This is a genomic window from Salmonirosea aquatica (assembly GCF_009296315.1).
Taxonomy (GTDB): Bacteria; Bacteroidota; Bacteroidia; order Cytophagales; family Spirosomataceae; genus Salmonirosea; species Salmonirosea aquatica.
Genome location: NZ_WHLY01000002.1, coordinates 2,170,548 through 2,185,156, shown reverse-complemented (window position 1 = coordinate 2,185,156; position 14,609 = coordinate 2,170,548). Strand labels below are relative to the sequence as shown.

12 protein-coding genes are annotated in these 14,609 nt (G+C 49.5%); 2 read left to right on the top strand and 10 right to left on the bottom strand.

Going from position 1 to position 14,609, the window contains the following annotated elements; all coding sequences use genetic code 11:
- Positions 1-8: 8 nt before the first annotated feature.
- From hisH to GBK04_RS10110, 6 genes are all read right to left on the bottom strand, one after another.
- Positions 9-596 carry an imidazole glycerol phosphate synthase subunit HisH gene (gene hisH / locus GBK04_RS10130; RefSeq protein WP_152759267.1) on the bottom strand — a complete coding sequence of 196 codons (588 nt, stop codon included), beginning with the start codon at positions 594-596 and terminating at the stop codon, positions 9-11.
- Positions 597-840: 244 nt separating this feature from the next.
- On the bottom strand, positions 841-1,749 hold the full coding sequence (locus GBK04_RS10125) for a DUF72 domain-containing protein (protein WP_152759265.1): 909 nt from the start codon (positions 1,747-1,749) through the stop codon (positions 841-843).
- An 87-nt stretch (positions 1,750-1,836) separates the two neighbouring features.
- A complete protein-coding gene (locus GBK04_RS10120) occupies positions 1,837-3,666 on the bottom strand; it encodes a tetratricopeptide repeat protein (RefSeq protein ID WP_152759262.1) in 1,830 nt (609 codons plus the stop codon).
- Between the two features lie 48 nt (positions 3,667-3,714).
- On the bottom strand, positions 3,715-3,873 hold the full coding sequence (locus tag GBK04_RS30495) for a hypothetical protein (RefSeq protein ID WP_373330874.1): 159 nt from the start codon (positions 3,871-3,873) through the stop codon (positions 3,715-3,717).
- Positions 3,874-4,073: 200 nt separating this feature from the next.
- Positions 4,074-5,612 (bottom strand): thiol-activated cytolysin family protein, encoded by a 1,539-nt coding sequence (locus GBK04_RS10115; protein WP_152759259.1) that lies wholly within the window; start codon positions 5,610-5,612, stop codon positions 4,074-4,076.
- Positions 5,613-5,675: 63 nt separating this feature from the next.
- On the bottom strand, positions 5,676-5,972 hold the full coding sequence (locus GBK04_RS10110; protein WP_373330873.1) for a DUF72 domain-containing protein: 297 nt from the start codon (positions 5,970-5,972) through the stop codon (positions 5,676-5,678).
- 248 nt (positions 5,973-6,220) lie between these two features.
- On the opposite strand from GBK04_RS10110, the gene GBK04_RS10105 reads away from it, so the two are divergent.
- Positions 6,221-6,820, top strand: coding sequence for a GNAT family N-acetyltransferase (locus GBK04_RS10105; RefSeq protein ID WP_152759256.1), 600 nt, complete (start codon positions 6,221-6,223; stop codon positions 6,818-6,820).
- Between the two features lie 66 nt (positions 6,821-6,886).
- Positions 6,887-10,462, top strand: coding sequence for a leucine-rich repeat domain-containing protein (locus tag GBK04_RS10100; RefSeq protein ID WP_152759255.1), 3,576 nt, complete (start codon positions 6,887-6,889; stop codon positions 10,460-10,462).
- 55 nt (positions 10,463-10,517) lie between these two features.
- On the opposite strand, the gene GBK04_RS10095 is transcribed toward GBK04_RS10100, so the two are convergent.
- The 4 genes from GBK04_RS10095 to GBK04_RS10080 form a co-directional block, all read right to left on the bottom strand.
- Positions 10,518-11,417, bottom strand: a complete 900-nt coding sequence (locus GBK04_RS10095; protein WP_152759253.1) for an alpha/beta fold hydrolase — start codon at positions 11,415-11,417, stop codon at positions 10,518-10,520.
- A gap of 67 nt (positions 11,418-11,484) precedes the next feature.
- Positions 11,485-13,104: an amidohydrolase family protein gene (locus GBK04_RS10090; protein ID WP_152759250.1), complete on the bottom strand. Its 1,620-nt coding sequence runs from the start codon at positions 13,102-13,104 to the stop codon at positions 11,485-11,487.
- Between the two features lie 155 nt (positions 13,105-13,259).
- Positions 13,260-13,985, bottom strand: a complete 726-nt coding sequence (locus GBK04_RS10085) for an ABC transporter ATP-binding protein (RefSeq protein WP_373330872.1) — start codon at positions 13,983-13,985, stop codon at positions 13,260-13,262.
- Between the two features lie 89 nt (positions 13,986-14,074).
- Positions 14,075-14,602, bottom strand: a complete 528-nt coding sequence (locus GBK04_RS10080) for a DinB family protein (RefSeq protein WP_152759247.1) — start codon at positions 14,600-14,602, stop codon at positions 14,075-14,077.
- Positions 14,603-14,609 lie beyond the last annotated feature (7 nt).

Below are 14,609 nucleotides of genomic sequence, written 5' to 3'. Positions count from 1 at the left end.
TGCCTTAACTACATTTTCAGAAAATTACGCAGGATAGTTTCACCGATATTACCGCTGATTTCACAGTGGAACTGGGCGGCATAAAAATTATCCTTGTGCAGCAGCGCGCTGAACGGACGGATGTACTCGCAGGTAGCAATGGTATAGTCACAAACGGGCGCGGCGTAGCTATGGACAAAGTACACATAGGCATTCTCCGGCACCCCTTCCAATAGGGTACTTTTATAGTCGTGCAGGCTGTTCCAGCCCATGTGGGGTACCTTGATGCCTGGGGTAGCCGGAAACCGCTGCACGTCCACGTCGAAAATACCCATGCAGTCGGTGCTGTTTTCTTCGGAATAGCGGCACATGAGCTGCATGCCCACGCAGGTACCCAGAACGGGCTGTTTCAGGGTAGGAATGAGGCGATCCAGCTTTTTGCTGCGCAGGTACGCCATGGCGGTACTGGCCTCGCCCACCCCCGGAAAAATCACCTTATCGGCTGAGCGGATTTCCTCCTCCTCATCGGTGTAAAGGTAGCTAACCCCCAGCCGGTCTAGCGCGTACATGACCGACTGCACGTTACCCGCGTTGTATTTGATGATGACAGTTTTCATATAAAAAGCCAATAGCTATTAGCCATCGGCCATTAGCTTTTTCTTAAAAAATAAAGCCCGATTCGGTAAGGAATCGGGCTTCGGGGGTACTCTGTATTCAACCTTATTACACTGTATTCTCTCTCAAAAACACATCACCCAAAAACCTTATTCCAGCGGCAGTTGGTGAGCGTGATGGTATGTTGCTGTGCTGAACATGCCACAAAGGTATATAAACTTATTGAAGGAAAACAGAAAAAATGTATCAAAATAATTCGCCCTGAATGACCTGCGGGCGAATCTCGGGTGGTTGTAGGGATAATCCCATTTTTGTGTTGAATCCTTCTATCCAATACTTGGCTAACTCGGGCGAAAAGGTATTGTCTTCGGTATGAATAAAAATATAAACCTTGTGCAGCCCCTGCTCAAACCACGCCTTGATGCGCAGCAGCCACTCGTCCGTGCGGGTATAGTCGGTGCGGTGCAGTTCGTTACCCACAAACCGCAGTACCAGCGTGGGAGTAGTCAGGCTCATGTGCAGCACATCGCGGCGGCCCGCTACGTCGGACATCACGGTACCTACGCCCAGTTCGTGCAACAGATCCAGCGTCTGCTGCAAGGCGTATCCGTCAGTAAACCAGCTCGGATGCCGGAACTCGACCGCAATCGGGAAGTCTTTCGGGAGCGTCTTTAAGAAAAATTCGAGATTGGAAAATTTAGAGGTATCGAACGAAGGGCCTAGCTGCAGGAATGTGGTTCCCAGTCGATCGCCCAGTCCCAATACCGCCCGCACAAACTCATCAGAGGGAAGCATCACATTGAGTAACTGCGCATCGTGACTGATGATTTGGGGCCATTTGGGGCAGTACCTGAATCCCTCAGGGGCCGTTTCGCGCCAGCGGTCGATGGTGTCGTCGCTCGGGATTTGGTAGTGGGTCACGTTCAGTTCGATGGTATTGAACTGCCGGGTGTAGTGGTAGAGGAAATCCTTGTCTTTGGCATTGGAAGGATAGATTTTGCCCACCCACTCTTTGTTGGCCCAAATCGGTGGGCCCACGTACACTTCCTTGTTGGGAGAAAGCGCGGTACCTGCCAGCGTTTCCGTCGTGAACTTGTGCGTGAACGGAAGCGTGAAGTCCACGTTTTCTATATTTTCCAATTTACCAAAATCCATGGCTGGGTAATTTTGAATAAGCGAATAGTTTATTCAAGCTTTTAAAAAATCAGGCCAATGAGAATCTAATACTCTGTATCCTACTCATCACATGAAACTAATCAGATAGCCCTGCAAATCCTGCTCGGTATCAAGCCCCAGTTTCTTCCGCAGCCGATAGCGGGCCGTCAGAATACTTTCGTTGGAAATGCGCAGGGTGGCCGCAATGTCCTTGGATGACAAATTCATCATCAAAAGCGAAATCAATCGAATTTCGTTGGTTGTCAGATTGCCGTGTTTTTCGGTGAGTGCCTCCATGTAGCCTTTGTGCAAGCTCCTGAATTCTTCCCCAAATTGCTCCCACTGCTTGTCTTCCGCAATATCGCTTTTGATCAGGCGAATGATTCGGCGGGAGGTTTGCCTTACGGTATCCTCCATACTGTTTTTGAGGACAGCTACCTGTTCTTCCAGTGAGTTCAGAAATTCATTCTTGCGGGCCAATTGGAGCACTTTGGTGGTGAGTTCTTTATGCTTAAATTCCAGTTCCTGCTCTACATGCAGCCTTTCCTGTTCGGCATTCATTCTTTGTTGCCGCACCAGAGCGTTTTCGGCCAGGAGCTTTTTCCGCTTAACGGCCAGGCTGTAAATCCAGGCGGCGGCGGTCAGGGCCAGAAGTACCAGTATGACCACTAATGCAATTCTGCGGTTGCGATCCAGTTCGGCATTTTTGTTCAGGATTTCGATTTCGGCGTCTTTTTTGGCCGTTTCGTACTGGGTTTGGAGTTGATTGATCTGTTTGGTTTTTTCAAGGGTATATATACTGTCTTTCACAACCAGCAAAGCATCAGCGTGAAAAAGCGCCGTCGCAAGATCGCCCTGTTCGGCGAAAATCTCCCTTGCAATGAAGTGGCCTTCCTTCTGTTTTTCCAGTGCTTTTATCTGTCTGGCCAGGTCGAGACCATGCACTATCTGCTGCCGGGCCTCAGCGCTTCTTCCCTGCTTATGTAAGCTACGGGCGAGGTTGATACGGGCGTCGGCTAGCGATTCCATATAGCTGACCTGCGTAGCCAGATCAATCGACCTTCGCAATTCGGCCTCTGCCTCTGGGTACCTTCTCATCAGATTCAGTAAGATGCCTTTGTTATCGGCCAGGATAGCCGAAATGCGGTTGGACTCCAATGGCTCAGCTACTGTTTCGGCCTCTTGGTACATGGCCAGGGCCTTACGGTACTGTTTGGTGTCTTTATAGAGTACACCCAGATTGTTAAGTACGGAAACGAGGGCATAAGCATCCTTTGATTCTCTAAAAAGCGGTAATGCTTCCTCATCCAGCGCGATAGCCTTATCGAAGTTGCCGATTTTTTTCTGAACTATGGCCATATAATCAAGGGCGTGGGCATGACTAAGCAGGTCATTCCGGGCGATGGAGAATTTACTTGCTTTGGTTAAAACGGCCATGGCCGCGTCGGTCCGATCGAGGAGATTATTTATAAAACCTACACGAAGAAGCAGATCGATCAGGCTGGACGTGTCTTTTCTGGCTTCCATGATTGACCGCGCCTCCCTAAAGAGATTTAAAGCTTCTTCTTTCCGACCTACCTCGGCGATTTTCTGGGCCTTGGCTACCAGGGTATTCCCTATTTCGGGCAGGTCGTTTTCCTGTCGGCTCAGGCTAAGGGCCAGGTCGTCGTACTTCATGGCCGAGTCCATGTTATTTTTGTAGTAGTAGACCTCCGCAAGCCATTTGGCGGCGTTCATTTTCCCCCAATAATAGTTTTCTTTTGAGGACAGGTTAAAGGCTTTGTAGGAATACTTCAGGCTCCTGTTATCCGCTTTGCCAATCAGGCTTTTACCCTTTGCTACAAGGCTATCTATGGCCGGATTGGTCTGGGCCAAAGCCAGGGAATTGGTCAATATTAAAATCAGGAAGTACTTCATAGTGCTATCCTTATTTCATCCGTATGAAAAAGTCATTATTCAAGATAATTACTTTTTTTCAATGGCCTTGTTCATTGATTCAAAATGTGCATCCATCTTGGATCTCAATTGAGTCAACTCCTGCTCAATTTTTTTGAGCAAAGCCTGTTTTTTCTGAATCATTTCCTGCCTTTCTTTCAGTTTTTGGGCGGCTTTCGGATTTTTCATGCGGTCAGGGATTGGGTGGGAGCTTTCTTCCTTCCGGTTATGCCCAGAAAGGAAAACCAAAAAAAACGACGTGGCTAACTTTGACGCGCTCCCATTATCATTTGATGCAAAAAAGCATTTGCAATAGAACAGACCCGTTGACCTTTCCCCTGCAAATGCTTTGGGACGATTTGTTATTATTTAAAATGTACCCAGACCCGCTAACAACCAATCACCTTTATACTCCAACCCGTACATCCTACAAAATAGGATGTGCAGTATGCTTCGTAGCAAATGTCACTATTTATGTAGTTAAGCCTTAACTCTCCCAAAGTACTCCATTGGACGAGATCCCATACCTCAAACTGAATCCGCACATCGTGGGCACCAGCAGGTGGTCGGGCACCTACTTTGATATTGTTTTTCGTTACTTCGGTCCAGCCCGTGGTCTTGAAGGTCTGCGAACCCTGCGCTTTGTAGGTAAAACGGAAGTGTACAGTATTGTCTATGGTCTTTTTTACGAAAGCGTTTTTGTGCTGGTAGGCACTCTCTCCACAAGAAACGGTTTTGTAATCAGTAGTATAGCCTAGTTTGGCAAAGGAATTGTCTTTCAGGTAGCGAACCGTGTAGGCTATCGGCACTCCGGGGTTGTCGCGGCTGTATAGCGCATTCTTACCTGTGATAATTTTTTTGAGCGATCCCGGCCCGGTTGCGCTCACGGCTTGTGAGGCTACCTCGGCGTTCCCTCCGATGGTCACTACCGTGATGGACGAATTTTTCAGGATGGCATCGTAGGTGGAGTTGACGGTAGCAGTGCCACTTACGCCCGCTGCGTACTTGAGTACGGCATCGAGATCGACGGATGTGCGGGTATCGGTAGTTTCCATCCTGAACATGATGATGCGTCCGTAAGAAACCGAGTTGACATAAGCCGGCGGGGCATCCGAACCAATGGCCGACTGTACCGTAGTCAGAGATACGTCGGGGCCAAATACGCTGGCCGGGTTTTCCGGGGTGTCCATGGTTACGGTATAGAAGACCTGCTTGTAAACCATAGAGGCCACCCGCTTGGTGGCACTGCTAGCATAGTCGAGTTGTGACGCCACCGATCCGGTGGCCCATTCGATGTTTAATCCCACATCCAGGCTCATTTGTTTAGAACTGTATGAGGTAGAGGCCTGGTAGGACGAATTGGAGGCATTCACGTAGCCATCCTGGTAGGCGTTGGCGTTCCACCATTCGAGCGCTTCGTCGATTCCGGTTTGTACCGACGAGTTGGCCGGTTCTTTGATCACGATATTGCCCTTCTCGCCGATACCCGGGAGATCGAGTCTGAGCTTAACCGGATTGCGGGGCAGCGTAAGTGGGTCGGGCAGGCCGTCGAGCATGCTCTGATTTCCCAGGACTAAGGCTCCCGGCCATACGATACCATTGGTGGGTCGGATGATAGCTACCTCATCGAAGTTTGTTTTCAGATTATAATCTTCCGTAACGCAGCTTTGGATGATACCCAGGTTGGGGCCTGAGGTGGAACTGTTCTTTCTCGTCAGGGTTCGCTTGGATGGAGTACCCCCCAAATCATTGACGTTGAGCATGGCGCTGGCGTCGTAGGTCATACCCGAAATTAAAGTATTGATTTCAGTGGCCTCAGGATTTGGTTTGATTTCAAGGCCAACATCTGATTTTTGGCACGCCCCTATCCCCAAGAGAAAAAAACAAACAACCGGGATGAGGTAGGGTTTTGATAAATGGTTTTTCATGGGTGATACGGGTTTAGAGATTTGAACTCTCCAAAACTAGTATCTGCCTGTCCCTGAGCCTAATTAGGCGCATAGACAAACCATAGACAGGACAAAAATAGATTGATTTGATCCCCGAGGCTCCCGCACAAACTCATCGGCGGGCAGCATTACATTGAGTAACTGCGCATCGTGGCTGATGATTTGCGGCCATTTGGGACAGTACTTAAAACCCTCAGGCGCGGTATCGCGCCAGCGGTCGATGGTGTCGTCACTGGGAATCTGATAGTGCGTCATGTTCAGTTCGATGGTATTGAACTGGCGCGTATAATGGTAGAGGAAATCCTTGTCTTTGGCATTGGAAGGATAGATTTTGCCCACCCATTCTTTGTTGGCCCAAATCGGTGGGCCACTTACACTTCCTTGTTGGAAGAAAGCGCGCTACCTGCCAGCGTTTCCGTGGTGAACTTGTGCGTGAACGGAAGCGTGAAGTCCACGTTTTCTATATTTTCCAGTTTACCGAAATCCATATAGGCTAATTTTAACAGGGAGCTGTACAGAGGTTGATGGAGAGATAACTTAGGGTACCTATATTTGCCTACTCTCTAAACATAGAAAATAACAAAACTATGCCAAATTGGCTCAATCCCATACAACTGGAAGGACAAAAAGTGGATTTGGTACCTCTCGAAAAATCGCATCGGGACGATCTGCTGCTGGCGGCTGCTGACGGCGAACTATGGAATATATGGTACACCTCGGTACCTTCGGAAAGTACTATCGATAAGTATCTTGAAACGGCTTTGCAAGAACAGGCGGACGGAAAATCGCTGCCGTTTGTGGTGGTCGATAGAGAGAAGGGTACCCTAATCGGCACGACGCGGTACTGCAACGCGGAACCCGAACATCGCCGCCTTGAGATCGGCTACACCTGGTACGCAAAAAGTTTTCAGCGCACCGGTGTCAACACCGAATGCAAGTACCTCTTGCTGCGGCATGCCTTTGAAAGCCTTGACACGATCGCCGTCGAATTCAGAACCAACTGGTTCAACTATCGTTCACGAAATGCCATTTTGCGGCTCGGGGCCAAACAGGATGGTGTATTGAGAAATCACCGTATCGATAAGGACGGGATTTTGCGTGATACCGTTGTGTTCTCGATTATCCAGCCGGAGTGGAAAACCGTGAAACGTTCACTTGAATATGAAATGGGTCGCTACGGGCACTGAGCGGTAGAGTTTTCTTTACTATTTTATCCAATACCTATATTTACCTTACTTTAAGGACTACCTATTATGTCTGAACTCGCACAACGACTCATCGAACAGGAAGAAAGGCAGCGCACCGGGTACTTGGACCTTGGCAATTGCGGGCTTACGGAGATGCCCGACCTTTCCGGATTGGATTGGCTGGATACCTTGATATTTTCGGATAGGTGGCGGGATTGGGGAAAAAGAGGGTTGATTTATAGCAAAAATGAAGGTCCCCGAAACCGTGTAACTCAGTTCGAAACCGCTCGGTTTCCCAAAAGCCTTCGAAAAATTATTCTTTCCGAGCTTGAAATAAGCGACGGGACATTTCTGAGCAAGATGACCACGCTGACCACGCTTGATCTCAACGGCAATCAAATCCGTAGCGGGTCATTCGTGGGCAAACTGACCAATCTGACCACTCTTAACCTCGGCAGCACTCGAATCCGGGAATGGCTATTTCTGGGCAAACTGAGTAATCTGACTGCGCTTGACTTATCCGGTAATCAAATCTGGATCGGATCATTTCTGAGCAATCTAAGTAATCTAACAATGCTTAACTTATCCGGTAATCAGATCCGGGACTGGTCATATCTGAGCAAAATGCCAAACCTGACTGCGCTTGACTTATCCGGCAATCAAATCAGCGACGGGTCATATCTGGCTAAAATGGCCAATCTGACCACGCTTGACTTATCTGGTAATTATATCCGGGACTGGTCCTTTTTGGAAAACCTGATCAAGCTGACTACGCTTGACTTATCCGGCAATCAAATCAGCGGCGGATACTTTCTGCGCAACCTGACGAACCTGACCACGCTCAAATTATCCGGCAATCGAATCGGCGATGGCTCCTTCCTAAATAAGCTGACGAACCTGACCACGCTTGACTTATCCGGCAATCAAATCAGCGACATGGCATTCCTAGAAAACCTGACCAAACTAACCACGCTCAAATTATCCGGCAATCGAATCGGCGATGGCTCCTTCCTAAATAAGCTGACGAACCTGACCACGCTTGACTTATCCGGCAATCAAATCAGCGACATGGCATTCCTAGAAAACCTGACCAAACTAACCACGCTCAAATTATCCGGCAATCGAATCGGCGATGGCTCCTTCCTAAATAAGCTGCCAAACCTGACTGCGCTTGACTTATCCGGCAATCAAATCAGCGACGGGTCATATCTGGCTAAAATGGCCAATCTGACCACGCTTGACTTATCTGGTAATTATATCCGGGACTGGTCCTTTTTGGAAAACCTGATCAAGCTGACTACGCTTGACTTATCCGGCAATCAAATTAGCGGCGGATACTTTCTGCGCAACCTGACGAACCTGACCACGCTCAAATTATCCGGCAATCGAATCGGCGATGGCTCCTTCCTAAATAAGCTGACGAACCTGACCACGCTTGACTTATCCGGTAATCAAATCAACGACTTTGAGCATTTTAGGTTTTTAGCTGAAGAAAAGGGGCTAATTGTAGTTTGGAAGGAGATGTATGAAATCGGTATAGGGGAAATTAACTTGAAAAATAATCCTTTTAAAAACCCAGGTGTCGAGGTGGTAAAACAAGGCAACGCCGCCATCCTTGATTACTTCAAACAAAAACAAAAAGGCCAAAAACTTTTGCTCGAAGCCAAACTCGTGCTTCTCGGTGACGGCAGAGCTGGTAAAACCTCACTCGCCAACCGCCTGCTCAACAAGCCTCTACCCACCGAGAGTGACCGAACCAAAGGGGTGGACATTATCATTGGTGAGTATCAATTTGAGGTGGCAGGGGAAGATTTTAAACTGCACATTTGGGATTTTGCCGGGCAGGACAAATACAAACCCCTGCACCAGTTTTTTTATACCGAGGGTGCGGTTTATGTCATGGTCGCCGACAGTGGTAACGCGCGGACCGACTTCGACGATTGGTTTCAAACGGCCGAACTATTCGGTGCGGGAAGTCCGCTGCTAGTCGTACTCAATGAGTTTTCTGAGACGATGGGCAAAAGTACCTTCGATGAAGATCACTGGCGCAAGCAGTTTCCGAAGCTTATCAAAGAAGTGTGTTTGGTCAATCTGCTGAGCCAGAAAGGCGTACCGCAGCTTGAAAAAAGCCTTTGCTACTTTGCGGAAAACCTGCCGCACGCCAAAACTCAATACCCCAAAAACTGGGCGGATATCCGCTCGGAACTAGAACGGAGGCGCGATGAAAATTATATTTCTGTGCAGGAATATTTTCGCGTCTGTGAGCAAAACGACCTAATAGGGGAAGAAAGCGCCTTAATACTGAGTAGTATTCTGCACAAAATCGGGGTCTGTCTGCACTACCAGCATAATCCGCTGCTGGAGCAATTTGTCATTTTGAAAAATGAGTGGGCCACGCAGGCGGTTTATAGAATTCTGGAAGATGAGATGATCTTGGAGCAGAAAAAGGGATTTTTCGATCGGAACGATCTTGAGAGAATCTGGTTGGATGCCACCTACAGACGCATGCTTCCGCAACTGCTCGAACTAATGCAACAGTTCAAAATGGCCTACGCACTGCCCAACCGCAAGGAGTTCATCACCCCGCCCTTGCTGCCCCCCGTCCCGCCTGACGATTGGAAATTCCCCGATGGGGACTCGCTTGAACTCTTCGTAGAGTACGAGTTTTTGCCGAAAGCGCTGCTCACCCAATTCATCGTGACCCGCCACACAGACATTGACCGGGGTCGCACGCTTGTCTGGCGCAACGGTGTGGTGTTGCGTTGGTCGAACCACACTTTTGCTGAGATAACAAAAACCAAATCCCAAGGGCGCCATGCTTTCAACATTCGGGCGATGGGCAGTAACCGCCGTGGCTTGCTCACTTCAATTTTGAAAAGCCTCCGCGACCTGCATGAGGAGTACAAAGGGATCCGCTCCGCCGAAATCGTGGCCTGCCCATGCTCCGATTGCCGTTCTGGGAAAAACAAGCAGCACTATTTCGAGTTTGAAATCCTGACGAACCGTTTAGAAAAAGGTTACCGCGAGGCCGAATGCCAGCGCTCAATGGAAAAGTTGGATTTGATGAAGTTAATAGGTGATTTGCTTGTAGTAGAACAGTTGGGCGTCGGGCAGAAGGTAGTGTTGAAAGACGTGAAAAATGAAAAACTTGAGACACAAAAACCTGATAAAACAATCCGCGTTTTCCTTGCTTCCTCCGCCGAGCTGGCGGAGGACCGCAATAAACTACGGGCGTTTTTCAGCGAGAAAAATGATCGCTATAAGAAGTCTGGAAATCCGAATTATTTGATGCTAGAAAACTGGGAAGCTATGAGCGGCACCATGTCAGAAACCCGAAAACAGGACGATTATAACAAGCGGATTCCGGAATGCGATCTTTTCGTTTGCCTCTCCCACACGAAAGTCGGAAAATACACCGAGGAGGAATTTGACCTGGCTTGGGCTACATTCCAAGAAACGGGTAAACCCAAGATTTTGACTTGTTTCAAAACGGAAGGCGTAAACCCGCTTAGCGTTCAATCGAGCCTGCGCGATTTTAATAAAAAGCTAACCGAAACGCTAGATCACTTCCCCGATTCGTACACTAGCTATGCGGATTTGGAGCGGAAGATTTGGAAAGAATTGGAAATATTTTTGAGTTGAAAACCGTGAAAAAGTCGCTGGAATTTGAGATGGGTAAGGAACGGTAACGAACCGTTTACTTTCCTGTTACATCATCAAACAGAATTTTGATATTGCCAAGAAAGGACCTGGCGTCATCCCTGTGCAGGAAATGGCCGCTGTTGGAAAGGTAGATAAGACTGCCGCCTTTTGGGGAAGAATAAATGAAATTTCTCCACCTTTTTATATTGATATCCGTCCTTACGGAAAAGAACTGCCTTTGGTCAAAATCATCGCTCCAGTATTTTTCCGGTACTTCAAATCGACCGCCGATGAAAAAGTAGATAGGTACCTCAGGTAAGGGAAGCGCGTTGATTTCGGCAAAATCGGTCCGCCGAAGCTCTTTGAGGTACTCGCTTTCACTCCAAGGACCGTACCGAACAGAATCTACGGATGATTTTTCATACAAACGCTTGAAAAGGAGTTGATCAATTTTCTCGGTGGGTACCCCCAGCTTTTCAAAAATTTGATTCCATTCCTTCTTCGTTTCGGTAAAATCAGCCGGATCGATAAAAACCAAACCTTTGACATCATCCGGGTACAAACCGGCATATCCGCGTACATACACGCCTCCCATCGAATGACCAATCAGTATATAGGGCGGAGCAATAGCTAGTTGGGTGAGGATTTGTTTAAGGTTATCGGCCACGTATCGGACTGTCGGCTTTTTGTACACTTTTTCCGATTCACCGATCCCAGCCCTGTCGTAAGCCAAGACGGGAGAGAGTTGGGAAAGTCCTTCCGTGACGGTATCCCAATGTTCAAACCCTACGCCAAGTCCATTTTCGAGGATGAAAACGGGGGTACCTTCCTTTCGATTTTCGATTCCTTTTGCCTGTACACTGTATCTCCTCCCGTATACCTCCACTGTTTGTGCCTGGGCTCGTAACAGAGTCGGCACAAACAGTGATAATAAGACGATTATAGCCTGCTTCATGTCTGAAAAGCCTCTACCTTAATGAGCGTAATTATAGGCGCGAGGCGTATATTAAAAAATCAGCCCACTACTTCTGCCCACTTCCCAACTTACCGGCAGGCTGGGGCATGCCCGGCTGCACGATCTGGAAATTCTCGTCCTTCTTCGCTTTTTCTACGATCTCCCGAACATCGGCCAGCAGTTTCTTGGCGTCATAGACGATGCCATCCTTCACGGTGTACTTCACGCCACCGACGCGAGTCACTTCGTTGTTTTCGTCAAGGTGAATGGCACCCGTACCGTAGAGTACCTTCAAATTAGCCAAAGGATTTTCTTCCACGATCACGAAATCCGCAAACTTACCTACTTCCACCGAGCCGATCTGATCAGCCATACCCAGCGCCTCGGCGCCTTTGATGGTAGCGGCACGAATTACTTCCAGCGGATGAAAACCCGCTTCGCGCAGCAGCTCCAGTTCGCGGATGTAGGCAAAGCCGTAAAGTTGGTAAATGAATCCCGAATCGGAACCGGCCGTGACGCGGCCGCCTCGATTTTTGTATTCGTTGATAAACTGCATCCACATCTGGTAATTATGCTTCCACTCTACTTCCTGCTCGGTACCCCAATTGTGCCAGTAGGAACCGTGTGAAACGCGACTCGGTCCGTAGAAACGCCAGAGCGCAGGTAGGGTATACTCATCGTGCCATTCGGCGCGGCGGGCCAGCATCAGTTCGCGGTTGGCTTCGTAGATATTGAAGGTAGGGTCGATGGTGAAATCCAGCGCGATAAGTTCGTCCATCACCTGGTTCCATTTTTCGGAGCCGGGTTTGGCGGCTTGTTGCCACAGCTTTCCGGCTTCCTCGAAGCGGTTCTGCTCGTTGTTGTAGTTGTAATCGGCGGGGTAGTTCTGGATGGTTTTGTCCTCAAACATCGCCTCAGGCAGGCCATACCAGTGTTCCATGGTCGTCAGTCCCGCTTTAGCAGTAGCCAGTACGTTCATGCGGGCTACTTCCAGTTGCGCGTGGTGGCAGGCCGAGCGGAGGCCCAGTTTCTTGTTTTCGTCCAGCGCCGCTTTGAAAATTTCCGGCTCAGCGCCAAAGAACTTGATGCCATCGGCCCCGTTCTTGGCGTTCTGGCGTACCCATTCGCGGGCTTGCTCGGGGGTCGAGATGGGTTCTTTGGCTCCCATACCGAAGGCGGTGTAGGCCAGGATGCGCGGTGCCGTGATCTTATTCTCCTGGCTTTTCTTCTTGTGTTCCAGGGTCCAGGCCAGCCCATTGCCCGCCGATGGGTCACGAATGGTGGTAATCCCGTGGCCCAGCCACAGCTTGTACACATACTCGGCGGGGGTACCCTGCGCACGTCCGCCGGTATGCCCGTGCATGTCGATGAAGCCCGGCATGAGGTACATGCCCTCGCAGTTGAGTTCCTTATCGCCCGCGTTGGCTACGGGGCGGCGTTTGGGATCGATGGGTACCCCGGGATTACCTACCGTCTGAATGGATTTTATCTTATTTTTCTCCACCACGATATCTACCGGACCCATGGGTGGTGCCCCCGTGCTGTTGACCAGCGTGACGCCCCGGATGATGAGCCGATTGTAAGGACCATCCCCTTCGGCGCGGGGCGGCGCATCCACGACCTGCGCCCGCAGGCCAGCCAGGGATAGTGAAACGAAGAAAAAGGAAACGAGGAAATGTCGGAGCATAGGTTTGTTGGTAAAAGTCGAAATTAGCTACTGATTCTTTTGCAAAACGTTGTTCTGACAAAAATAGCAAAATCTTCGACAGTAGCTGATTCCCTGTCGGATAAAGAATCAGCTACGGCCCGGAACCTACCTAACTCAGAATTTCACAACCTCCGCTACTCTCCTTCCTCCTGCACCAGCGCACTCACCTTGGTAGGATTAGGATTCACTTCGTCCGATTCGACCAAGCCGTCGCGCAGGCGGATGATGCGGTGGGCGTACTTGGCAATATCCTCCTCGTGCGTTACCATCACAATGGTGTTGCCTTTGCTGTGCAGTTGGTCGAAGAGATCCATGATTTCGTAGGAAGTCTTGGTGTCCAGGTTTCCCGTGGGTTCGTCGGCCAGCAGAATGCTGGGATCATTGACCAGGGCCCGGGCTACGGCCACGCGCTGGCGCTGACCACCGGAAAGTTCGTTGGGTTTGTGGCCGCCACGATCGGAAAGTCCCACACTTTTTAGGGACAATTGCGCTTTTTCGGTACGGTCGGCCTTATTGAGGCCCGAATAGATGAGCGGTAGGGCCACATTGTCCAGCGACGACATGCGGGGGAGCAGGTTAAAGGTCTGGAAAACAAACCCGATTTCCTTGTTACGAATTTCGGCCAATTCGCTCTCGGTCATATCGCTCACATCCTTCCCATTCAGAACGTAGCGCCCCGAGCTGGGGGTATCCAGGCAGCCAATGATATTCATCAGCGTCGATTTTCCTGAACCCGACGGCCCCATGAACGCCACGTACTCGCCTTTGTTGACCGAAATCGTGACCGATTTCAATGCCTGAATGACTTCGCTTCCCATGACGTAACGCCGGGCGATGTCGGTAGTCTCGATGATTTTCACTTGCTTAACGGATAGTTGACAGTTGACAATGGACAGTTCTTATTTTCAGATTGCAGCCGTGCTATCCGGCTGCAAATCCCTTGTTTTAGCTACCACCCCACATACTTGGGCGGCAGAATCCCATTCAGCCGCAGGTACACGATGGCCTGGGCGCGGTGGTGGGTCAGATGGTCGTTCATGAGCAGGATAATCTGCCGCCTGGTCATGGGGCCGGCGAAAAATTGGACCGGCTCATTGAGTTGCTTTGGGTCGAAATTCTTTAAAGTCGCGGCGGCGTAATCCAACGATTCTTCTACGATTTTAAGTACCTCATCCTTCGGTTTTGCGGAGTACCCCTCAATTTCCTTCCGGTTGTGGGGTGGTTTTGCACCGGACAGATAATCAGAACATAACCACACCATGTTGGACGACAAATGTACCAACTGCTCACCAAACGACATTTCTTCTGCCACCGGACGGAAACCGTATTTTTCGGCGGGCATGGACTCGGCCAGCGCCAGGGTGTAGGTTTTGGCGTTACTCCATTTCTGCCGCAATTCCTTCAAATGTACCTCCTCGGACTGAGCGCAGGCAGACAGCGCGACACCACAATAAAGAAGGAATAAGACATATCTCATGGAGTTT